General features: G+C 31.8%; 15 protein-coding genes and 1 tRNA gene. 8 read left to right on the top strand and 8 right to left on the bottom strand.

The window, feature by feature from the left end; genetic code table 11:
- Positions 1–437: 437 nt before the first annotated feature.
- Both HSX44_RS00685 and dnaG read right to left on the bottom strand, forming a co-directional pair.
- Positions 438–596: a hypothetical protein gene (locus tag HSX44_RS00685; protein ID WP_275601869.1), complete on the bottom strand. Its 159-nt coding sequence runs from the start codon at positions 594–596 to the stop codon at positions 438–440.
- A gap of 1,773 nt (positions 597–2,369) precedes the next feature.
- The gene (dnaG, locus tag HSX44_RS00680; protein WP_275601868.1) at positions 2,370–4,157 is read right to left on the bottom strand and encodes a DNA primase; all 1,788 of its coding nucleotides are present in this window, start codon (positions 4,155–4,157) and stop codon (positions 2,370–2,372) included.
- A gap of 166 nt (positions 4,158–4,323) precedes the next feature.
- Between dnaG and ubiG the strand changes: the two genes are divergently transcribed.
- Positions 4,324–5,490 carry a bifunctional 2-polyprenyl-6-hydroxyphenol methylase/3-demethylubiquinol 3-O-methyltransferase UbiG gene (gene ubiG / locus HSX44_RS00675; protein ID WP_275601867.1) on the top strand — a complete coding sequence of 389 codons (1,167 nt, stop codon included), beginning with the start codon at positions 4,324–4,326 and terminating at the stop codon, positions 5,488–5,490.
- Positions 5,491–5,543: 53 nt separating this feature from the next.
- Complete coding sequence (gene metG / locus HSX44_RS00670) at positions 5,544–7,094, top strand: methionine--tRNA ligase (protein WP_275601866.1); 1,551 nt, start codon at positions 5,544–5,546, stop codon at positions 7,092–7,094.
- A 309-nt stretch (positions 7,095–7,403) separates the two neighbouring features.
- Here metG and HSX44_RS00665 read toward each other — a convergent pair whose 3' ends face one another.
- Positions 7,404–7,541, bottom strand: coding sequence for a hypothetical protein (locus tag HSX44_RS00665; protein WP_155981143.1), 138 nt, complete (start codon positions 7,539–7,541; stop codon positions 7,404–7,406).
- Positions 7,542–7,808: 267 nt separating this feature from the next.
- The gene (locus HSX44_RS00660) at positions 7,809–9,260 is read right to left on the bottom strand and encodes a replicative DNA helicase (protein WP_275601865.1); all 1,452 of its coding nucleotides are present in this window, start codon (positions 9,258–9,260) and stop codon (positions 7,809–7,811) included.
- A gap of 121 nt (positions 9,261–9,381) precedes the next feature.
- On the opposite strand from HSX44_RS00660, the gene HSX44_RS00655 reads away from it, so the two are divergent.
- The 3 genes from HSX44_RS00655 (at position 9,382) to dcd (ending at position 10,952) form a co-directional block, all read left to right on the top strand.
- Positions 9,382–9,464, top strand: a tRNA-Leu gene (locus HSX44_RS00655).
- A gap of 23 nt (positions 9,465–9,487) precedes the next feature.
- Positions 9,488–10,087 carry an RDD family protein gene (locus tag HSX44_RS00650; protein ID WP_275601864.1) on the top strand — a complete coding sequence of 200 codons (600 nt, stop codon included), beginning with the start codon at positions 9,488–9,490 and terminating at the stop codon, positions 10,085–10,087.
- 307 nt (positions 10,088–10,394) lie between these two features.
- Positions 10,395–10,952, top strand: a complete 558-nt coding sequence (gene dcd, locus HSX44_RS00645; RefSeq protein ID WP_014869015.1) for a dCTP deaminase — start codon at positions 10,395–10,397, stop codon at positions 10,950–10,952.
- 1,510 nt (positions 10,953–12,462) lie between these two features.
- Here dcd and pheT read toward each other — a convergent pair.
- The 3 genes from pheT to HSX44_RS00630 form a co-directional block, all read right to left on the bottom strand.
- Positions 12,463–14,778: a phenylalanine--tRNA ligase subunit beta gene (gene pheT / locus HSX44_RS00640; RefSeq protein WP_275601863.1), complete on the bottom strand. Its 2,316-nt coding sequence runs from the start codon at positions 14,776–14,778 to the stop codon at positions 12,463–12,465.
- 198 nt (positions 14,779–14,976) lie between these two features.
- Complete coding sequence (locus HSX44_RS00635; protein WP_275601862.1) at positions 14,977–16,089, bottom strand: D-alanyl-D-alanine carboxypeptidase family protein; 1,113 nt, start codon at positions 16,087–16,089, stop codon at positions 14,977–14,979.
- A 1,452-nt stretch (positions 16,090–17,541) separates the two neighbouring features.
- Entirely contained in the window at positions 17,542–18,075 is a 534-nt protein-coding gene (locus HSX44_RS00630; protein ID WP_275601861.1) for a hypothetical protein, read from the bottom strand.
- A 146-nt stretch (positions 18,076–18,221) separates the two neighbouring features.
- On the opposite strand from HSX44_RS00630, the gene HSX44_RS00625 reads away from it, so the two are divergent.
- Positions 18,222–20,762 carry a valine--tRNA ligase gene (locus tag HSX44_RS00625; protein WP_275601860.1) on the top strand — a complete coding sequence of 847 codons (2,541 nt, stop codon included), beginning with the start codon at positions 18,222–18,224 and terminating at the stop codon, positions 20,760–20,762.
- 188 nt (positions 20,763–20,950) lie between these two features.
- Positions 20,951–21,118, top strand: a complete 168-nt coding sequence (locus tag HSX44_RS00620) for a hypothetical protein (RefSeq protein WP_275601859.1) — start codon at positions 20,951–20,953, stop codon at positions 21,116–21,118.
- Between the two features lie 1,065 nt (positions 21,119–22,183).
- Here the strand turns inward: HSX44_RS00620 and HSX44_RS00615 are convergent.
- On the bottom strand, positions 22,184–22,384 hold the full coding sequence (locus HSX44_RS00615) for a hypothetical protein (protein WP_275601858.1): 201 nt from the start codon (positions 22,382–22,384) through the stop codon (positions 22,184–22,186).
- A gap of 1,175 nt (positions 22,385–23,559) precedes the next feature.
- Here HSX44_RS00615 and pyrF point away from each other — a divergent pair.
- Positions 23,560–24,237 (top strand): orotidine-5'-phosphate decarboxylase, encoded by a 678-nt coding sequence (gene pyrF, locus HSX44_RS00610; RefSeq protein WP_275601857.1) that lies wholly within the window; start codon positions 23,560–23,562, stop codon positions 24,235–24,237.
- Positions 24,238–24,993 lie beyond the last annotated feature (756 nt).

Below are 24,993 nucleotides of genomic sequence, written 5' to 3'. Positions count from 1 at the left end.
ATGCATTATCTTAACCGCTATTTTTCTGAATTTAAGAAAGCTCTTCTTAACTCTTCAATTTCACTAACGGAACGTCTAATCAGAAATAGCTTAATTTGAGTAAGCTATTCATAAACCTTGTTTTCTTAGTTTGTTTCTGCATAAAGAAGTAATAAATACCTATTAACAATGATCTATTACTTTAAAGTAGTAGTTGATTCTTTATCCAATGTAACTCCTCTACATGAATGTCTTTTCCTTTTCTGTTTCCATGAAATAAACTATGTCAAATTTCATCGCCGATTTTACTAAACGTTTTTTAGCATATACATAACAGTAATTGGTTTTCTCATCCTCTTATTTAATTACTACAGCTTATGAACTGTCTATATTTGCTTTTATTAAAACATTCTTTTTAAAAGAAATTTCCTTAACATTTTCTTTCGAAGACACAATAACTAATTTCTTGCTATATCTCTACATACATTATAATCAAGAAAATCGAACCCTTTTTTACGACAAAGGAAGGATGATACTAATTGGTTAACATCATTTTCTAGTAACCTACATGCATCACCCAAAATAATAAAGTCATTCATATATCTGATTAAATTCATTCCACTTCTGACTTCACTTTTTCTACTGCTAAGTTTAACAAATCTACTTTATCATTAATTTCTCAATACCATTTAAAGTAAGATTAGCTAATAGTATTGAAGAGATCACATCACCTTGTGTGTACCAGCACAGCTGCAGAAGACAGGGTTTCTGATTCTAGAAAATCAGCCTTTACCAACTCTGCAGAGAATCTTTCTTTTCATAAGAATATGCTTCGTAAGCTATTTATAGTTAATATTACCAAAGCACTCTTTGAGATCGTCTTCTAGTACCCATGCAGATCTTTTAGCTTTAAAAAGCCATAGAAATGATAGTCGCTGATCGCTTAAGATACTCCAAACTCTTATCATAGGTATTCCAATTAGTTTTCAGTTATTCTCCAAAATAACTAAGCCTTTTTGCCGTTTAAGAAATGTATAAGAAGATGCTGTAAAACTTCTTACTTTACTCCATCTTCCTTGTTAAATAACCTTAACAACATGTATTCGTAGATCCATAGCAACTTTCTAGCACTTTTTTTTACATGATAGTTGGTTCCATTTCTTAGGTTTTGCTGCAGATACACTTATAGTCTTACTTTGTAAGTATCTTTTTTGTTCTTCCCATTTTTCTTTACCTGCACTTTCAACAGTACTTCTTGCGGAGTTTATCTTGTCATATATGCAGCACAAGCTTACTCTGCCCTTCTGTGTTATATAACAGTGGGTTAGATAGCTTCTCTATACCGATAAAATTACTATTTGCGTATATCTAGATCGAACTCATCAACATTACCTTTTAGTCAGAGCTTATCAGCACACCTTTGTGCTCTTTAATTTTACAAAATTTATGAAGCTCCACTTACGTTCACCATATTATTAGCCTAACCGCCACTTGATGTTTGTAATTGATGCTATTACCACTATTAAACCCTTCTTTTTTAAGAGGAGGTTCATTCCCGCACATTACCCAAAGCTAACCGGTTGCTCAATTCACATTGATTCGTAAACTAAGACAGTAACACATCTAGCCTCAATAAGTTTTAAAATCCTTCTAATTTCTTTCTAAAATGAATTCCTCTCCTTTCTAATAGCATGTGACCAAAGACCTTTTAAAATTCTCAGTTTTTCTATAGACCTTTTTATTGGGCATTCTACTGCATTGAAGAGAAAATATACCAGAACTATTTCTCCATTTTTGTTGATAAAATTTGAATTACAGCGTATCAACTAAATTAGACTCCAGCAAATTAACACCTTGAGAATAAAATAATATTGTGAAAATGGTTCTTAACCCTTTAGCAAGCAAAACGCGAGACTTTTGTACATTGTTATGTACAATGTTTTTAAGTTTATAGCAAACTTATCTTGTACTACAGTTGCTATATTTATGTCCTTATTTACAAATATTTTACTAAATTCTAACGTCACGCGTTGAAATGATATCTTCCTCCTGTCATCATAAATAGCCAATAATGGAGCCTAAAATATTGCTTTAATCACAAAAACTCAAAAGACTACAAAGTAAAAGAAACTATGTGATTGCTGGTTTCAATCCTACTAATCCTTAAAACTGGTGCTGACAATTCTTTCACCTGATTTAAGCGCAATTTAGAACTGAATGTAGAAAAAACTTACAAAACATGTAAGCTACCATAATTTTATACAATTCATAAAAATACTTAAGTTTTTACTACATTTTTGTCATTGAACCTACAGATCAAAAACAAGTTTTAAAGCTAGAGATAACCTTAATGGTGCACAAAATGGTTGTTAAAACTTGTCAAGCAGTTTTTACATTTGTGATCTATCTAACTTTTGAATAAATTTCATTTGCATCTCTTGTACACTACTTTCTATTTGCTTTATTTGCTCTATTAACCTTCCCTCTAAGTCAAAATTACCACTGAGCCTTGCCTTGATTTTTTCTTTTTGTAATATATTCAATTCTTTCAGTAGCACTATGTTATTCCACACAATTTCTGCTGATTTTCTCTCGTTTAATTGACTGTTCAGTACACTAGTTTTTTTAAATATAGACTTCACAACCTCAATATCATCAGACTGTTCAAACCTCTGTAATAAAGTCTCTTTATTAAATATACTTCCATTATTTACAGCATTAATCACACGCCGTTGTAATATTTTCATTTTTATATTAGTAAATTCAAAATGAGAAAACTGTTCAAAAAATATAGGATAATATAAGATCTTAGGAAATTCTATTGCTATACGTAGAATTATAGCCTGATTTTGTTCCGCTTCAATTAGCTCTGGAGATTTATTGTAAAAATACTCACTTTTTGCTATTCTAATTTTACTATTAAAAATGTGCTTTTTAAAGCTTCTTCTTAATTCACTGGTTTTATCATAAAAGTAATCTCTATAGTATCTTTTAATACTACTGTTACCTATAGCATTGATATATCTCATGAACTTGTGCTCAAGAATTGAATATTTTTCCGGAGTAAGTTTTTCATAGCCTCGGAGATTACTATTAACTATGTGACGCCATAGATATTCAGAATGCAGTTCTGTTGAATGATCAAGTGCAGAAAGCACATCTTCTTTTTTATATTTCAGTTCGTTACATATATCATATGGATCTTTGTTGTTTGATAAAGTCACAAACTTTAATGTGTATCCAGGTTTAAGAACTGATAGAGCAAATTCTGCAATTCTAATTGCAGCATTACATCCAGCACCATCGCCATCCATGCATATGGAAATTTCTTTAGCAAACCTCCATAGATTTTTTATCTGCTCTATAGAAGTTGCAGTGCCAAGCGTGGCAACCGTATTCCTAATTCCTGCTTGATGAAGTGCTATCACATCAATATACCCTTCAACAACAAATACGTGTTGTTTTTTGAGTATTTCACTCAAAGCAAAGTTCAATCCATATAAGTTTTCCCTTTTCTTAAATAGCTGGCTCTTTGGACTGTTTAAATATTTTGGCTTCTGCCCAGAACTTAATGCACGCCCACCAAAACCAATAACTTTGCCTGCGATATTGCATATAGGAAACATCAGCCGATTACAAAAATAATCATGTAAACTTTTATTTACTAAACCAATATCGGTCAAAATTTTATCTTCAATACCGAAAGAGTTCAAATATTCTTTCAAACCAGAGCTTGGTGCATAACCTATTTTAAATCTATCTATAATTTTAGGTAAAATCTTACGCTCTTTTAGATAAGCTACAACACCCTGATTCCTCTTCTGTACAAACCAATTTGCAGCTAAACTTAGCACTGAAAACAGTTTGTCACTTTCCTTAAACTTAGCAGCACTGAAGTTTTTATGCAACTCAACACTTGTAACTGACGCCAGTCTTTCTAATGCTTCTTTAAAGCTCAAGCCCTCAGTCTGTGAAATAAACTCAAATGCATCACCACGAGCTGAGCAGCCAAAACAATAATATAATCCTTTAATATTGCTCACAAAAAAAGATGGAGTTTTTTCGTTATGAAACGGACAGAGTCCAACAAAACTGTCTCCTCTTTTTATTAACCTAACTTTCTTACCTACTATATCAGATAATAATAACCTTGACTTTATAATATCTATACAATTCATTCTATTAAGTTAGTAGTAGGATAAGAATTATATAGTACTTATACATATTTAACTGAAAATTTATTTCAAATTTTAAGACTAATAAAAGATCATTAGCACTAGACAACTTGACAAAAAAACAAAATAAACTATTTATATCAAATACCTTTAAGCCATTATTCTTAATATGTCAAATATAATATCAATTGCCTCAGATCATGCTGGTTATGAATTAAAATCAGAGATAAAACCTTATCTGAAAACACTAGATTATACAGTGACAGATCACGGCTGCACTGCTGAACAAAAGAGTGTAGATTATCCAGATTATGCTATTAAGGTTGTAGAAGATATAATAAACAGAAAAGCAGATTATGGAATATTAATTTGCGGCACAGGGTTAGGAATGAGTACTGTAGCGAATCGCTTTGAAGGAATTTATGCTGCTTTATGTGATAGTGTTGAAATTACAAAATTGGCTCGCGAACATGGTAATGCAAATGTACTGTGTCTTGGTGCAAGTTTCACTAACAATGAGTTAGCAAAAGAAATAGTTAAACAATTTCTCGAAACAGAGTTTTCAAAAGAAAGCAGGCATAAAAAACGTCTTGATAAGCTTAGCAATATCAGTAGAAAAAAAAACACACAAACTTATAATGAAGACGAGGTGTCAAAATTTGCTAAAATAGCAAGTGAATGGTGGAATGAGGACGGCAAATTCAAGCTATTGCACATGATGAACCCCGTGAGAGGATCTTACATTATAGAGAAAATAAAAGAGTTTAAAAAATGCGACTTAAACGAAATATCACTTCTTGATGTTGGATGCGGTGGTGGTATTTTATCAGAGTCAATGGCACGCATTGGTATTAATGTTGTAGGAATAGATATGTGCGAAGAAAACATAAAAGCAGCACAATCATATACAAAGAAAGTAGGGTCAAATATAGAATATATACACACTAGTATTGAAGAATTAAGCAATAGCAAAAAATATGATGTAGTTCTACTTATGGAAGTAGTTGAACATGTGAATAACTTAGAGTTTTTTATAAAAAAAGCGGTAGAGCTACTAAAACCAGAGGGGCTGATATTTATATCCACAATAAATAGAACCATTAAGTCCTTCTGTTTTGCAATAATTGGTGCAGAGTACATATTAAACTGGCTGCCAAAAGGTACACATAATTGGAATAAATTTCTCAAACCATCAGAAATTGCAAATCACCTAAGAGAAAATAACGTAACGTTACAAAGTATGACTGGTATGACATATAATGTGATAAAGCGTGAGTGGAATTTAACTCAAGACGTGAGCATCAATTATATACTGTGTGGCTCAGCGAATGGTTAACCTATTGATTTTTATTACTAGTGCAGGTACGATTAAACTTTAAGCATTACATAATGAAACAATTCGAGAATTTTTATATCACCACACCAATATATTATGTAAACGATAAACCACACATTGGCCATGCATATACTTCTCTTTTGTGTGACGTGGCAGCAAGGTTCATAAAACTAGCTGGAAAATACGTTAAATTTACTACTGGCACAGACGAACATGGACAAAAAATTGAAAAAGCAGCTAAAATAAAAGGAATGCAGCCAAAAGAATTTACAGATAAAGTAAGCGTCTTATTTAAAAAACTAGCTGAATCCATAAATTTTCAATATGACGATTTTATTCGCACCACGGAAAGACGTCACAAGAAAGTAGTTATAGCTTTATGGAATAGACTTGAAGAGAGAGGACAAATATACTTAGATTACTACTCAGGTTGGTATTCGGTACGCGATGAAGCATTTTATCAAGAATCGGAGCTGATAGATGGTAAAACACCAACAGGTAGTGAAGTTCAATGGATAAAAGAAGAAAGTTACTTTTTTCGTCTGTCGGATTGGCAGAATAAATTACTAGAGTTATATAAAAATCAGCCAAATTTTATCTTTCCTGAGAGCAGAAAAAATGAAGTGATATCATTTGCAAGATCAGGATTAACTGACCTTTCGATCTCTCGCACTAGTTTAAATTGGGGAATAAAAGTACCAGGTAATGATAAACATATAATCTACGTCTGGATAGATGCGTTAACTAATTACCTCACATCGATAGGTTTCCCTAACATTGAAAGCAAGGAATATAAAAAATTTTGGGCAAATGATAACTCTTTCAATGTTCATGTAATTGGTAAAGATATATTGCGTTTTCACGCTGTATATTGGCCAGCAATTCTCCTTGCAGCAGATTTACCGCTGCCAAAACAAATCGCAGTTCATGGTTGGTGGCTAAACGAAGGAGAAAAAATATCCAAGTCACTTGGCAATATTATAGATCCAATCAGATTAGCTGAAGAGTTTGGTGTTGATCAGTTACGCTATTTTCTCCTTAGAGAAATAAGCTTCGGTCAAGACGGCAATTNTAATAAGAAAAATATGGTTAACCGAATAAACTCGGAATTGACAAACAACATAGGCAATTTAGTGCAAAGAACAATTTCATTTTTACACAAGCAATGCTCGGGGGTTGTACCAACAATCAACCGGAACTTACTCAAAGATGCTGAGGGTTTACCCAATTGCAAAGCTATACTCAATCAAGTGGTGAATTATCTATCAAAGTATGAATTTAACCATATCATACTTCTGATCACCAATATCTCATCTGAAGCTAATGCTTATATAGATAGAAGCACACCCTGGACGCTGAGCAAAACCAATAGAGAGCGTATGAATTTAGTAATCCACAAACTACTGGAGTATATTAGAATAATCGGTATTTTATTGCAACCAATCGTTCCAAAATCAGCAGAGATAATACTTGACCAATTGCAAATTCCAAAGAAGCAACGTAATTTAAAATCCCTATGCGGCGCATGCATAACCTCAGGCGTAACACTACCTAAACCTACACCAGTCTTTTTAAAGATTAACAATCAAGCAGAGGATATATAGTATTATTCTTTACCACTTTATTTAAAAAATAAAGCTTGTTATTATACCTTGATTAGTAACAGATAATTTAGTGATTTCAACATTATCAAACGGTGCTGACACAGAAGTAGTAAAATAATTATAGGAAACATAAGGTAAGTAAGGTATGAATTTTGCTACTTAATGAGCAAGCCAACTAACTGCACTCACTGTTTTAATTTAAATAACCGTTAACTTTAGTTTCTTTTTTAGCTGGCTAATTTTCTAAGCCAGAAATCTTATCTCCTTTTTTAAAATTTTCGCCAGACAGACTACTAAAAATTATAGATTCTAAAAGTCACCCTGTTTTCTTTCTTTAAATGGATTCCTGAGATCTGTACAGTCCAAAGTCTTTTCTTGCTTTCTTCTTCTATGCCCTTGACGTTTCAGCTTATCAAGATAAGCAACAACTTCATTATTAACCTCCATATTGCCTTTCTCCTTACTAACCAATTGCTTCTCTAGGATAAAAATTTGAGCTTCTCTTCTGGAAATTCTTTACATCAATAGAGTAGAGTAACCAAAGTACCACTCACAAAATAAAGTGCGTTGATTTTATTAAACATACTCTCCATTATATACCCCGCTAAAATTATTTAGCACTTAAATTCTAGCACAAATAAAAAGAAGAGTCAATTTTACTAACAAATTAGTAAATCATAGTAAAGATAGGTATTAACAAAAGACCGCTAAAGACTATAAACTATATCTTTCCGTGTAATCTTTGAACGCACCTCGATTAGAGTCAAAATATAGCTTTACACTGCCAATTGGCCCGTTTCTTTGTTTTGCAATAATAAGCTCTGCAATGTTTCTAATTTTTTCCATTTTCTCTTGCCACTCTCGATGTTTATTGCTTCCTTCACTTGGCTGTTTTCTAAGCTCATAATATTCTTCTCTATAAAGGAACATTACTATATCTGCATCTTGTTCTATACTTCCCGAATCACGCAAATCAGCAAGTTGTGGTTTTTTGTCATCCCTCTGCTCAACAGAACGTGAAAGTTGCGATAGTGCAACAACGGGAATATTTAGTTCCTTTGCAATTGCTTTCAAACCCTGAGTTACTTCTGAAATTTCTTGTACTCTGTTCTCGTTACTCCTTTTTGTTGTTCCTCTGATTAACTGCAGATAATCGACAAATACTACTTTTACATTATACAATTGATATAGCAAACGTATTCTGGTGCGAAGAGCACTGATTGATAATGCAGGAGTATCGTCTATTATAAAAGATAGTTCAGATAATTTTGTACTAGCATTGATAAATTCATGTAATTCAAAATCACTAATTCTTCCAGTTAACGCTCTATAATAGCTAACTCCTGAATCTATAGTAATCAGTCTCGCAGCTAACTGCTCTGCCGACATTTCAAGCGAAAAAAATACTATATAGTGTTGCTTATCTCCTCTTTTTTGCAAAATCTTACAAGCATTAAGTGCAATATTTAGCGCCAATGCTGTCTTACCCATAGAAGGTCTTGCAGCCAGAACTAATAGATCAGATTTCTGCAAGCCACCAAGAAGCTGGTTTAAATCTTGAAGCCCAGTTGTAATACCTAGCGCTTCTGGATTATTTTTCAGCGTGCTTATTCTTTCAACTACATTTTTAACCGAACTTGCAAGCTTTACATACGTCTTCTCGCCCTGCTTTTTTACTGCTAAGTTAAACAACTTAGTCATCGCCTGTTCAACTTGCACTTGTGCAGGGTTTTCAATGTCATAACTATAACTATCATCAATTATTTCCTGTCCGAGCTTAATCAAATACCTTCTTAAATAAGAATCATGGATTATTCTAGTTAAACTATGGATATCAAGCGCAATACTTGCTTTTGCTGCAAGCTTTGCAAGATATTCGACTCCACCGCACTTAGCAAATGCTTCATCGTTCTCAAAAAACATTTTGAGACTCAGCTCATTAGCAACCATACCATGTTTTCTAGTTTTAGATATCTGAGTAAAAATACTTTGATGCAATGGATCATAGAGATTATCTGCTGCGATTACATCTTCAACCGCATCGCAAATTCTATTATCACGAATCATTGCGCCAATAAGCATTTGCTCTGCTTCTAAGTTATGTGGTAATTTACATATTTCCTTGTCTATATCTCCCGAATCGACGAAATTAGCTGATTCAATCATTTTAAATTTCTAGAGTAACTAGTAACTATTTACTTATAGTAGAATATTTAATCTCCGTTTGAAAGATATAAAAGTAAAAAAATTTGACTAATTCCGTATTACTTATAGCATTAAAACTTAAGCTTCTGTGGTGGAATGGTAGACACAGCAGACTCAAAATCTGTTGCCTGGAAAGGCATGCTGGTTCAAGTCCGGCCAGGAGCACTCAAATATTTGGGAATACCATTATGTTACACAAAATTTTTAATCGTTTATTCTCTATTTTTTTTCCTATAAACACTATTCAAAAAGCAAAAAATGATAAAAATGATATATGTTATGTGATGGGGCTTAAGCGCTACACATCAATATTGCTTGATTTAATTATTATCATCTTATTCTTACAGCTCTGCGGCCAAACCCTAAATCAGTTCTTTATAAACTCAGAAAATGGCAAAGTACTAAGTCAAATTGCTACAAAACATCAAATGCAAGTGTCACTTTCTACAGAAGAAAAGGTGGTACAAAGCAGATTTATTAAATTATTAATCTTAAATCAAATAGCCCAATTCATTATACTCTTTAGTTATGTCACATACATGTGGATAAGGTTTGCTGCTACACCCGGAAAACTACTACTTGGACTCAAAGTCGTAGACGCACAGACTTTTAAAAAGGTGACCCTAAAACAAGCAACAAAGAGATTTTTTTCTATGATATTATCAGCTTTACCATTATTTCTAGGCTTTTTATTATCAAGCTTTAACAAACGCTGCCAAACTTGGCACGACAAGATTGCAAATACAGTAGTTGTTACTAATAAAAGTCTTAAGAAATATAAAAGCTAGAAGTGTTTTAGATCCACTTATCACAGCAGAAAATTGTTACACAGGCAAAGAGCTACTAAGTCACACCATAGTTTCCATAAATGTTATCCAACTAGCTGACACTAAGATCTATTCTCTTTTCCCCGTACTTCACATCAAGTGCTGGAATGACAGAGAAGAAAGAAGCACCATAAAACATGGGCTCACTTTCAGATACTATTTATGCAGTTATTTAGATACTAGAATAATAGAAGCTGCTAGGCCTATAGTTTACATTTAAATTTTATTTAATATTATAATAGGTATTACATAACTTTAAAGAACAATCATGTCAGTCATGCCGGATAAATGGATAAAAGAAAAAGCTGAAAACTTTGGAATGATAGAACCCTTTATAGGTCACAAAAGTAGTAAAGGTGTTATATCTTTTGGGCTATCATCTTACGGATATGATGCAAGAGTAAGTAATAAATTTAAGATTTTTACTAATGTTAATTCAGCTGTCATAGACCCTAAAAATTTTCCTGAGAATAGCTTCATAGACAAAGAAATAGATGTATGTATAGTTCCACCAAATAGTTTTGTACTTGCAAGTACAGTTGAATATTTCCGTATACCAAGAAATGTACTGGGCATTTGTGTTGGGAAATCAACTTATGCAAGGTGTGGAATTATAGTAAATGTTACTCCTCTAGAGCCTGGATGGGAAGGCTATGTCACATTAGAGTTTTCCAACACCACTCCACTTCCTGCAAAAATTTATGCTAATGAAGGTGCATGCCAATTTGTGTTTTTAAATAGCAAAAGCGAGTGTGAAAAATCATATGATGACATGAAAGGAAAATATATGAAGCAGTACGGTATTACTTTACCGCTAGTAAAATAAATCACTATAAAAGTGATAGCTTTCACCTAAATTACCATTGCAGAAAGAAAAGCTCACACTAACTCACTTTGGTCATTAACTTTTTTTTGCGTTTCGTTTACTATCTCCTTTGCTAACTTAAAGTTAAAGTCTATTCCTATTCCACCAACCATAGCGTATAACAACTCCATAGCAGTAGCGAAATTTTCTTTATACCATATTATTTACATTCTTTGTTATACTAATTTAGTCTACAACCTGCTTATCATTGATTTTTCCAGATATTACTTTTACAGTTAGCGGTCATATCTAATTAATGATTAGCATGAATTAGTATTTAATTGATCCGTATCGTCTTATTGCTCCAGTTTATAACTTCTTTTTTAATATGCTCTTTATACCATTCATTATCAACTTTATTCACCATTTGATCTTGATTATCTCCTATATTTACTTACGCTTTTCAGTTGGATATATCTTTACTAATAGCCTAAAAAATAAGAAATGGTACAAGTAAAACTAGTTAGATTAACGTAACACAAGGAATTAAAATCATAGCAACTATAATTAGAGATAATGATTAGAGTAAGTAAAAAGCGTTTATTAATTTCTTTTTAAAATTAGTTAAATTAATATTATTATTCAGTAACACAAGATAGTTTTGACCAACACCAGTAATCCATTTTACTCTAGATAAGGCTCTTTCTATTTTCTTCTGACATTTCAAATTCCACTTTTACTACCAAGCCTCTATAATAATACTAAGCTATACTAGCATTATAGTTTACTGCATACTTTCCTAAAAAAGCTCGAGTTACTGACTATAAGCAACTGGATTTATCATATTAGGTATTATTTCTTCTACCAAGAAAGATACTCAAAAAAAATGTACTTCTATGTCCTATTACATTAATGATCACTGTATATTCTAATTTAATTAATAATAAGATTTTAATTGAGTTATAACTGTAAAACGTCCTTTTAATAGCCACTCTAATTCGATTCTTTTAGAAAGATTTAAAAACCTTTCTAATAAACTATATTTCTTTATAATAGACTAAGTATTTACCCATAGTTAATCTCTTTATGCCTAATTAATCCAGCATTCCCGATGCTACATCAGGTAAGTAAGTTTAACTATCGCCACCCTCCTCTTAAATTTTCAATTGCTTCTTGTATTAACTACTTGTTAGTTCTTAAAAAAGATACTTTGAAATTTATTTACCGAAAGATATGCTAGATTCCTGAACTTATCATAAGTTTTATCGAAGTTTATTATTCAGTTAGAATATAACATTTTAATTTTTTAAATAAAAAAAGTTGTTACCATATAGAATAATTATGTGGAATACGGTAACTGTTCTTAGTTGTACTCGTAATTGTAAAGTTAAAAGCTGTAATACTTGAGAATATGGTTGAATAATTACTAGTAATAGTTTGTAATTGTTAGTTTTTATGGATTTTACTAACTAATATCCTCTTTAAAAAATCTCCTATCCATTTTTACTAAACTATCTCCCTAAAATAGACTTTAGCTGCACCTTAAAACTCCCCCGGTATTTTTATATACTAAATTAACTATAGCACCTGATTCCTTTTGAATTTCTTCTTCGGTTAAAGTGTGAGTTGAAGAGCAAAAAGTAACTGATAATGCTATAGATAGCTTATTCGGCTCCATATTATTTCCATGGTATATATCGAATATATAAACTTCTGTAATGAGCTCTGAGCTTTTTTTTATCATATTGACTATATTACCTGCTGCTATATCCTTATTTATAATAAATGCAAAATCGCGCTTTACACTTTGATACTTATAATCAGTAAATTTTTTTTTATTTATAGGTATATTATTAATATTTTCTAGTACCATCTCAAAACCTACAACTTTTTGCTTGATACCAAAAAGATCTAATACATTAGGATGTAACTCTCCAAAATAACCCAATATTTTACCTTCAAAAGAAAAAGTGCCTGATTTTCCTGGATGGTAATATTCTTTTCCTACTTTTTCTATAGTTAAACTATCACAATTAACATTAAAAAATTCTAAAGCTACTATTAGGTCAGCCTTTGCATCAAAAATATCTACCTTTCTATCGGAATTATAATGGTTCCGCGGCAAATTATTTCCTGACCTAATTTCACTTAAAACATGCTTAGGATAATCGAGACTATCATAAACTGGCCCAATCTCAAAAATCGCAAGATCAGATGTCCCATGGGCAATATTATCTGCAGTAATTTGCAATAAATTCGGCATAATACTTGGTCTCATTATATTGAAGTTATTATTAAATGGATTATCGATAGTAACTAACTTATTCGAGTAACCAAATTTTTCAGCTGTCGATTTACTCATAAATGACCAAGTGAGCACTTCGTGAAATCCTCTACTCACCATTAAAATACGCAAGTCATCTTGCACATTGGTTTCTATCGTAGCATTACTTGTTAATGGTTCTTCCTTTATTTTATCATAGCCATATATTCTCACTACTTCTTCAATTAGATCAGCAGGTATGGCAACATCTGGCCTCCAGCTTGGTACTTGTACATTCCAATTACTTCCAGTTCTCTTATCAATACTAAATCCAAGTTTTGTCAAGATATTAAATATCTCATCAGGTGATGCAGATACACCTCCAAACTTATTTACATCTCGATAATCAAAGTTTACTTTAGTATCAACCTTATCTAATCTACCAGCAGATACCACACTTGACATCTCTCCACCACATAAATCTAAAACCATCTGAATTGCAAAGCTTAGTCCATCAAATTTATGATCAACTGAACGTGCAAATCTGTAACTTGAGTCTGTAGAGATGCCCAACTGCCTTGAAGATTTAGCGATAGAAATAGGATCAAACCAAGCAGATTCTAAGAAGATATCAGTAGTTTCAAGAGTACATTCGCTGCATTTACCACCTATAATCCCAGCAATTGCATGAATATTTTTACTATCAGCAATAACACTTATGTCTTTATTTAATAAATATTCTTTACCATTTAAACCAGTAAATTTCTCTTCACTGTTTGCTTTGCGTACCACGAGTTCTCCCTCTATCTTTTTTGCATCATATACGTGTATTGGGCGACCAAAAGACATCATGACATAATTAGTAATATCAACTATTGTAGAAACAGAATGCATCCCTATCGATTGCAACCTATCTTTCAGCCATTTTGGGCTCTCTCTATTTTTTACATTGACAATATGTATTCCACTAATAAAGCTCTCCCCATCAGTGACCTTAACATATATAGAAGAATTCCCTTTCATTAAAGTAGTTAGAAACTGAGGTTTATCTTGGATTTCATCCCCATGTCCTGGAATGACATCAAAGTGAGTTAAAGCCCTTAATGTTCCTATTCCAGTTGCTGCCAAATCACGTGCTATTCCATAAACACTTAGACAATCTCCACGATTTGGAGTAACATTTATATCAATAACAGGGTTGCAATCGAAAAATTTATCTCCTACTTTATAATCATCAGAAACCTCTGACATCCCTCGTATTTTTGTAGATCCGTCCATAAAATCATCTTCTGGCAATGGACTACTAAAAGGTGTGAGCATAGTTCTCATACCTTCTCTCACATTTTTTCTTCTGCAAACTACCTGCAGAACTTTACTGTTATCATCTATTTCACATAACTTTAATTTATTAGTATCTATATGAGGCACGACTTCTGACACTTTTTCAATAGCAAACTCAGCTAACTTGGCACTATTAATCACATCTTCTACTTCCAACCCTATACAGGTTAACTTATTAACAATTTCTTCTAAACCAGCACTGGTTTTTAAATATTCCAGTAACCAAGACAACGTAAATTTCATTATGTAAAAAGAAACAAAAAAGCTATTTTAATATAAAATCAAGTGGTTTTAAAACTTATGATTTCTCAATTCTTTTTTCTGACAACTTATGTCTTTCTCACCTTTTCAATAAAAAAGTAGTTCATATATTATATAGGAAAAATTTTACGCCTTATACATTTTCATACCTCACTTTCAGTATAATGAACTATTTAAGCTTTAAAATAAAATCCTAAAAAATTTTTCTATATAGTTTAATTCTTGTACATCATTTACTGTATAAAGCGGTATAGTTTGCTGCTCGATACCTGGTATTTTTATGAAAATCTTACCTACTTCTTGCCCTTTTCTAATTGGTGCAGGTATCATATCTTTATACTCAATGCGCACTTTAATTTTGTCATGCAAATTACGACTATAGGTTATGATAACGTCTCTTGCAACCGTGATAGGTACTTTTCTATCTTTTCCATACAGGACATTTACTTCCTCAACTACATCATCTTTAGTGAATATTTTTTTAGTATAAAAATGGTCTAAAGAATATTGAATCAGTCTTTTTGCTTCTTCTATCCTCTCCTTTCCAGTACTCAACCCATTCACGACAACAAAAACTCTCCTATCATTTTGTTTTGCAGATGCTACAATTCCATACGCACCAGCACTCGTATAACCAGTTTTTAACCCATCAACCCCGATTCCATGAAAAAGTAAAAGATTTTTATTTCTTTGCAAAACATCATTGTACATTAGATATTGTTCAGAAAACAAATCATAATACTCAGGAAAATCAATGAAAATTCTCTTTGCTAACACTACTAAGTCTCTTGCGCTCATAAAATGAGCTTCATCCGGCCACCCACTTGAGTTGACAAAGTGACTATTATTTAAACCAAGTTTTTGTGCGACCTCATTCATTTCAATCACAAAATTCTCCTCTGATCCAGAAATGCCTTCAGCTAGTGTTATACAAGCATCATTACCTGAAACTATTACGATTCCTTCGAGTAATTCTTTTACTGTAACAAACTGACCTTCTCTTAAAAACATAGAAGAGCCTTTCCTTTCCCACGCCTTCCTACTTACTTGAAATTTATCTTCCATATTCATTATCCCGGCTTTCAAATAAGCAAAAGCTATATATAAAGTCATTAATTTGCTCATTGAAGATGGTGCCATTTTTTCATCAGAGTTATGCTCAAAAATAAACAAATCTGATGCTAAATCCAAAATCACTGCTTGTTTTGCTTTAGTTCTAAATTGATATGAATATGAAGAAAAAGGAAATGAAAAGACTAACAGCAAAATTGCTAATTTACCTAATAAGTTCATAAACTCAAGCTTATAGTGTACTAATTAATAGTACAATTATGCAGACATTTCAATAAAATTGAATACATATTGCTGGAATATGCTGTAGTGTAATATCATAGGCTCAAACATTTTAAAATGCAACAAAAACTATGAATCAAAGATAAATAAAAGTGCTCCTATCACAGATGGTCTACATGTTATAAAGACAAAGTTGAAATAGAAAGAGATACAAACAAACGTTCTGGTTTAGTTGAGCAATCAGAAGAGGTGTTAGGCTAACAAAATAAGTAATGAAATAAATATTTAAGACAGCACCATAATTCATGTGGATAGAAACTCATGTGACAATACAACTTTGGCAGTACAGTGATATAAGATAATAAATAGTATAATACTTTTGCGTACTACACACATGCATGGCATATAATAGAGCATTTATTGGCATAGTTTTACTGTAATAAGTCATGTAATTGCGGAATCTGATGTTAGCTACTACTAGTAACATATAGAAAAATGATAAGAAATTCCGGTTAGAAGACGGCAAAACTCTTCAAAAAAAACACTATATAAAAAATTAAATATATTATATAACTAACAATATAGATCATGTTAAACAAATGAAGGAATATAAAAATTAAAAGCAAACACACTATGCCATTCAACTCAATCCTTCGACTTTTTGATTCCACTGATAGAAAGATCAGTAAAACTTAACAACAGTGTTGACATCAATACTATTAGTTCAGCATTGTTTCTGTAGCCAATCTTTTCTTCTTCTCTACTTTTTCCCTATCTTCTTCTTTACTAAGTTTAATTTTCATTAAATTCTTGATCAATTCTTAGTTTGACTATAAGCAAAATGTTTTCTCTATTCCAATAGTATTAATTTAACACATAAATTTTACCAATAATTGCACCACCTCTTATTATTTTTTAGGAATCTCCTTCTCGCTAATTTCATTGATGTGCTTAAAAAACAAAGTTATTTTCAACTATACTTAAAAAGTGACCATTTAATCATAGTAAGTAAATCTCACCAAAGGCAACATGTGTATTAGTTTTACAAGCCAGCTCTTATTAGAAAATAAGACAAGTCCGACAATAGCATAAATAACCATCTTAAGATCTTGATATTGCTCACTATTATGAGCTTAACTTAGATAAGCTTTCGCAACATAGCACTAAGCATGTTTTTCAAAGCCTTGTAGTTTTAGTAACTTACACCTTAATTATTATAGCTAGATTACACTAGAATCAGTACAGAAAACATTAAACTANNNNTAATAGAATCTTGAGTAGAACTGAGAAAAGTAACATCTTTTATCTAATCAACACTAGCAAGGCTCAATATACCATTGAGAAAACAAATAAGAACATCTTTATTGTTGTTTACAGAGCCAAAAATACAGTAAAAACCATTTTTAGAAGTAAGAAACTATATAATCTCGAGCTTAACTTAACAAAACTATATTAAGATAACACTTTATAATAGCCCTCTTTATTTATTTTTTGTGATTGTGTTTCACTCGCCTGAGTACTAGGTTCAAGTACGAAATATGTCACACCACTAACCGCTAATGTAGATGCTACTACTATACTAACCACTACCCACATATCTAATCTAACTGTACGTTCAAGAGCAGTAAACACTGCTAATCCAGCAACGAGACCAGAGCAAACAGAAGCGGCATACATCGAAGCTTTTGATTGCTTAATGAATTTACTTTTAGCTTCTAATTCTGTATTCTTCTTTGACTGCTGAACTGTATCCTTTTGAACTTCTAAGCTTGCTTCTAGCTGCTTAAGATCATTTACCTTTTGTTTTGTTCTACCTAATAGTTCATTTCTAGCTTCACCTTTTAGGTTTTGGTCTTGTTTTAGTTCACTTCTAACAGCTGTTTTTATCGCTTTATCTGCTAGAACTATTTGTGCTACTTGAGTAGTTTGCCTCTCTTTAATATCTTTCCCCTCTAATACTCTCTGTATTTCCTGTTCTAATGGCATAATAAACCTCAATTAAATAATACTTAAAACAGTATAATAACTTCAAAAGTTAATGTCAAGTAATACTTATCACAAGATACTTGCAAAATTTTAGCGTAAAACTGCCATAACTATGTTAACTTATAGCTTAAGACTAAAAAATATTTATGCTAGAAGAAAAATACAGTTTTAAAGAAATTGAAGCCAAATGCAATACATTATGGGAAGTAAGCCAAATTTATCAATGGAACGGTGAAAAGGATAACACTTTTACTATAGATACACCCCCACCAACGATATCAGGGAAATTGCATATCGGACATATATTCAGTTATTGTCATACAGACTTTATTTCAAGGTTTCAGCGTATGCTTGGAAAAGATGTATTTTATCCAATTGGGTTTGACAATAATGGACTTCCTACTGAAAGATTGGTAGAACAAACCTATAAGACTAGTGCAAAAGAAGTTGGTAGAGAAAAATTTATAGAGATGTGCTGCGAAGTTATTGAAAAGTCAAAGCAAGAATTCAAAGAATTATTTAAATCAGTGGGCATTAGTTATGACTGGAGTTTAGAATATCACACGATCAGCAAAGAAACTGTAGCACTTTCCCAAATGTCGTTTATTGATCTATACAATAAAGGGTATGTATATAGAAAAATGCAACCCATTATTTGGGATCCGGTTGATAAAACAGCAATTGCACAAGCAGAAATAGAAAATAAAGTCTTCGAGTCATCCTTAAATACAATAGTTTTTTTCACTGAGAAAAATGAGCAAATTAAGATTACAACAACACGGCCTGAGCTACTTCTAGCATGCGTTGCAGTTTTCTGCCACCCAGAGGATATACGCTACACTCATTTAATTGGAAAAATAGCTATAACACCAATAACAGGAGCAAAAATTCCAATAATAGCTGATGATAAGGTAAAAATAGACAAAGGTACCGGACTTGTTATGTGCTGTACATTTGGTGATGAACTTGATATATACTGGCAACAGAAGTACAACTTACCGATGAAAATCATCATTGATCAGGATGGAAGAGTAAATTTAGGTTCAGTGTATCATAATAATATATCCCAATATCAAGGTACTAGAATAATAGAGGAAAGGACTACTTGGATGACAAAGGAGGATATCACGTACGATACTGAAATCTACAATAAAGTGAATGGACTAAATGTCAAAGGAGCAAGAAAGAGAATAATTGAGATTCTAACTGAAAAGGGACTTTTGACAGAAAGCACTAATATATCTCATTCTGTAAAGTGTGCAGAAAGATCTGGTGCACCGCTTGAGATATTGCCTACCTATCAATGGTTCATCAAGATTTTAGATCAAAAAGCTCAAATATTGGATAAAGTAAAAGAATGCAATTGGTATCCAAACACTATGCGTAAACGCATGGAAGTGTGGATAGAAGGATTGAATTGGGATTGGTGTATTTCAAGACAGCGTTATTTTGGTGTGCCATTCCCAGTGTGGTATTCAAAACGTAAAGGCGAAGAAGGTAAAATTATTTTAGCTGAAGTAAAGGACTTACCAATGGATCCACTCAAAGATTTGCCAAAAGGGTATAGCAAAGAAGAGGTTTTTTCAGATCAAGATGTCATGGATACCTGGTCCACAAGTGCAATTACTCCCCAGTTAAATGCATTGGCAGTAAACAATGAGTTTCACTTGCCAGGTCATCGATACGACAAGATATTTCCTGCAGATCTGCACAGTCAAAGTCATGAAATAATAAGAACTTGGGCATTTTATACAATTTTGAAAGCACACTATCATGCAAATTCACTGCCGTGGAAAAATATTATGATCAGCGGCTGGTGTTTAGCTGATGATAAGAAAAAGATGAGCAAATCAAAAGGTAATGTTATCACTCCTCATATAATACTTGATACCTATGGAGCTGATGTAGTACGTTACTGGGCAGCAAATTCAAGACTTGGAACTGATACAGTCTACTCTGAGAATATATTTAGAATCGGTAAGCGCCTCGTTACAAAACTTTGGAATGCAAGTAAATTTGTTTCCATATTCATGGAGAAGCATCAAGCTATGAATATAAACTCCGTCAGTGAGGTAATGGATAAGTGGGTATTGTCTAAGCTATATAAAACTATAGAAAAAGCAACAAATAACCTATTACAGTTCAAGTACTGCGAAGCTTTAAATGCAGTAGAGAAATTTTTCTGGGAGGATTTTTGTGATAATTACTTAGAGCTGGTGAAAAAACGTGCATACGGCGATATGGTTAGCAATAAGGAAAGCTTAAGCGCGAAACAAAGTTTAGCGTATGCATTAAATATTATTTTGCGGTTATTTGCACCTTTTTTGCCATACATCACGGAAGAAATACACTACCAGTTGTACAGCTATAATTCCGTACATACCCAAAGCAATTGGCCAAACAAAAAAGAACTTATTTATGATAAACATTCTGAAAAAATGGGAAATAATTTCATACAGATATTAAACCTCGTGAGAGAAATAAAAGCAGATAACAATGTATCAGTAAAGCATCCGATAAAGAAATTAATGATAAAAACTAACTTACAGGAGGATAAGTTGAACCGATCTGCACAGAACGATTTGCAAACAGTATGCAATGCTGAAGTGATACAGTGGAATGAGGATATACAACTAGGACTTGAAACTGAAAATAGAAGATTTATCGTAAAAGCAAATTTATATTGATTCTTATATAAAGTGATCTCGACTTCTTTCATGCTCATTCTACTATAATTAGTCTTGTATGTGTAAGGAGACGACAATGGAAAATTTATATAATAGGCTAACACGCCATATCCTACATCAGGGTTTTTACTACTTTAACATCGATTACATCCTTTAACATAATCTTTCTTGTTGCCTTGGGTTTACCTATGCTTTCCATTTTAGTACTTTCACTTCCACATAAGATAGTTGGCAACAATAAGAAAATGAAGATTGAGAGAGCAGTAGAGGTTGGTAGCAAAATAACTTTAGGAAAAGAAGCTAAGGAAGTTATAAACGAACAGATAGAGAAAATTAATCAATTAAATAGATTGTAACAAAAGAAGCAGAATTTAGAAGGCGAAATTAAAAGATTAAATTATAAACTAATAGATGCTCTGATAAAAAAGAGTTATACAGTGAAAATACAGAGTTAGAAAAGAAAGAAAAAGATCAGTTAAAGTATAAAAAAAATATATTTTTTCTCTTGAGCAGCAAGAGTTACTTGATAAAAATGGAAGATTAAAAGAGGAAAAAATAATTTACGAAAACAAATGTATATGGAATTACATAAGATGAGAGATAAATTAAGCAGATCAGAATATGAGCGCGATAGTTTCTACTCTAAGTTGATGATACATCAGAAAAGGAAGTTTAATTAAAAGAAAAAAAGCGTAAAAATTAGAAAGTTAAAGTGCTGCCGAGAAAAAGAGAATAAAATTTCCTCTTTAGAAGAGGACTTAAAAAGCACAAGAAGTTTTAAGTGATAAAACATGAAAGGCAGAGAGATTATCTGAAAAGAAAGAAAAACTATCACAAGAGAAAAAAGCTTAGTAATGAAATTAACAATTTAAAACATAATTTACATCAAAAAGAAAAAAGAGATAAGAAAGTTATAAAACAATACCAACGAGTTGGTAAACAGCAGNAAAATTTTGAGTAACGAATATTAGAAATGATAGAAAAACAACTCTGCTTTGGAAAATAATAAAGTTAAACATCTACAGATAAGAATCTGATTAATCTGGAATGTAAAAAGAGTCAAACCATCCTTATCTTCTTGGAGATAAATAGTAAATACTTTACTAAAGTTTAAAGGGATAGATAAAAACAAGCTTGCTGATAAACAATTACTAAAACTAGATCACTTACATATCATCCACATCACAAAAACTAGGAAGACTCTCTGGAAAATCTCCCGAAATGTATCTAAGTTATAAAATGAAGTAAAAGCCTCCAAAAAGGAACAAAAAAGGAGAATAAAGAAAAATTTAGGGTAACAAGATCAAAAAAAAGTCCTAATTAGAAATATTAATAAATTCTATCTCATTGCCTTCAGGAAAGGTGACAACAAACATTGTAACCTGAATACCGTAATACTCTATACGTGAAGTAAAAGAGGCTTACAACTGAAAACGGTATAGTGCAGTATTACACATACAATAAATATTTTTCTCTCCAAGCAAAGAGTAATGAGTAACTTGTTTCAAAAAGCCAATACATCTTCTTACCTTATAGTTATTTTTAGCCCCTCTTACATTAACTTCATCCTTAGCGCTTGCTTCTAATGTGCCTCTCCCTCTGATTCTTGATGATACTTGCACTTCATATAAAATAATTAATAACAGTAAGAAAATATAAGTTGAGAGAAGTAAATTCACTCAACAAAAGCAAGGAATTAGAAAATAAAATGATTCTTTAAAGAAAGAAGATAAAAAATCTATAAATGAACAAGTGAAGAAATTAAATACTCAATTACATTGATCAGCACAAGAGAAGTAAGATTTAATCAAGAGAGCAAGAAGATTAGATGAAAAAGCAATTCAACTGAAGCTGAAAAGAATAATCTTTCTCAAGAAAAAGAATCTTTAAAATAAAAATTAGAAAGTAAAAACGAATTGTATAGCTGAAAATTATATAGAGTGTGGTAGACGAATAGAAAAGATAATGAATGGCTTCTTATAAACAAGAAATAAAAGGGTTACACTGTAGATAAATAAAAAAATTACTGAATTATAAAATCCAGCATCTATGCAACAGTTACAAGAAGCAGAAAGTAGCAATAGCTAAAAAATGCATACATAGCAGAACTGAAAAGTAAAATAAGCAATATTAAGAGTATAAAGAACTAAAAAAATAAAGAATTAGTAAGAAAGAAGAATTAGATGACTACAACGTAAAGTTGTAAAACTCAATTAAGAAAATTTTAATCTATCTAAAAAGACAGAAAAGAAATTTAAAGAATCAAATGATGCAAATAATTTCCTCAAAAGTCAGTCTATTAAGACCTATGGAAGAAAGAAATGTTACAGCAGTAAGGAAAAAGATTCAGAAGATTCATTTTTAGATAAATTTTCTGAAAGAAGCCAACGTGAGAAAATTTATTAAAAAAAAGAGATGCGTTTTGCGCAACAGATAATAGAATATATGCTAAGCAAGTAGAGGAATCAGTAAAAGAAAAAGTTGAAAGGCTAGACGTAATGCTAAAAAGATAATATTATACAAGTAATTCAAGAAATAAGGTCTTGTTAAAAGAAGTTGTTCAATATTTGCTAAATAAAGCTTAATATGTAAAAGATCTGAAATATATAGTAGAAGGTGTTTATCCGGTTGGATCTACTAAAATGATTTACATAGTATCGCAGATTAAACTATATATAGAACTTCAATTAGATCTAGCTAGTACCTTGTAGGTTTTATGATTTTCCTAAGGTAAAAGAGTTGCAAAATACAATAATTATCTTATAAATTACAAAAGAATTATCTAAAAAGACATGTAATGAATCCAATAGTGTGTGCGCTAGACACGCAAGATTTAAATGAAGCTATATATTTGATTAATGTTCTACGCGATAAAGTTGGTATGATAAAACTTGGATTAGAGTTTTTCGCTGCCCATGGTCCTTCTGGAGTGAAAAAAGTTGCGAAATGTAATGTACCAATTTTTTTAGATCTGAAATTATATGACATTCCAAACACTGTAACTAAAACGGTTGAAGCAATAAAAGCTTTAGGTGTTGAAATATTGACATTACATGTCAGCGGTGGAACAAAAATGCTAAAGGAAGCTCTAAACGTAGTGAAAGACACAAAAATAGAACTGATTGGGGTAACCGTATTAACTAGCATGAGTAACAAAGATCTAAGCAAGCTTGGAATAGCAAGAAGGACAAAATCACAGGTAATTTTATTGGCAAAGCTTGCAAAAAAAATTGGTCTACATGGAATAGTCTGCTCTGCAATGGAAGCTCAGGAAGTGCGTAAAGAGTGCGGCAAAGGCTTTAAAATTATTACTCCAGGAATTCGCATAGATCCCAACCATGATGACCAAAAAAGAACAGCAACACCAAAAGAAGCGATAGATTCAGGAGCTGATTATATTGTAATTGGTAGGCCCATCACAAAGAGTGGCAGTCCTACAAATAGTATAGAATTAATACTAAAATCATTGACTTGATTGAGGCTGAAAAAATTTAAAAAAGTGCTTAATACGAACAAACAGGTATTGTACAATGTTATTGTTTTTATGTTTTTTCTCCTTGAACTTAGTTAAGTATTATACATGTGTAGTGCTGCTTAAAGAGTAGCCACTCACTGATGTTACTCACTCCGTTAATGAATTAGCTTGTATCATAAGAGTAACTTAAAATGATAAATGATCTCGCAGACTTAAAGAAATTAAGAGCAAAGGGTGCATTGATTCTACAATAATTGAACAATTATACAAGCAAATAGTATAGATTTTAGCATAAGTAATAAGTATCTTCCTAATTATATCTACAAGAAAGTGGAAAGTAGTTTATCAAACAAAATTCTCAATAAAGGTAAATAAATAATGTTTGTATTACTCCTTAGATGAATATCATTCCAAAAAATAAATCACTTTCGATAAACAGAAATAAATTAAAAAACATTAAACTACTAAAATCTCATAAGCCAACATTTTTGACCTAAGCTTATTGCTTGAAGCTAAAGATATCTTATAAAAGTACCAACATATCAATCTACCAACATGCTACCTACACTGAATAAAGGGGGGGATAAAATACTAAGAGACCCTTACATGAATAATAAACCTTATATAAAGTTTTTTACCATTAAACGCATCAATGGAGAGGTTGTGAACACTACAGCTATCAAACAGTTGAAGGTTACAAGCTTAAACAAAGAATTAAAAACTTCTGTAGCACATCTTCAGAAATGCTTTACTTCT

This window comes from Wolbachia endosymbiont of Onchocerca gibsoni, from assembly GCF_029169405.1.
In the GTDB taxonomy this organism is placed as follows: domain Bacteria; phylum Pseudomonadota; class Alphaproteobacteria; order Rickettsiales; family Anaplasmataceae; genus Wolbachia.
The sequence above is the reverse complement of the archived record's forward strand: the minus strand, read 5'-3'. Positions and strand labels throughout refer to the sequence as shown.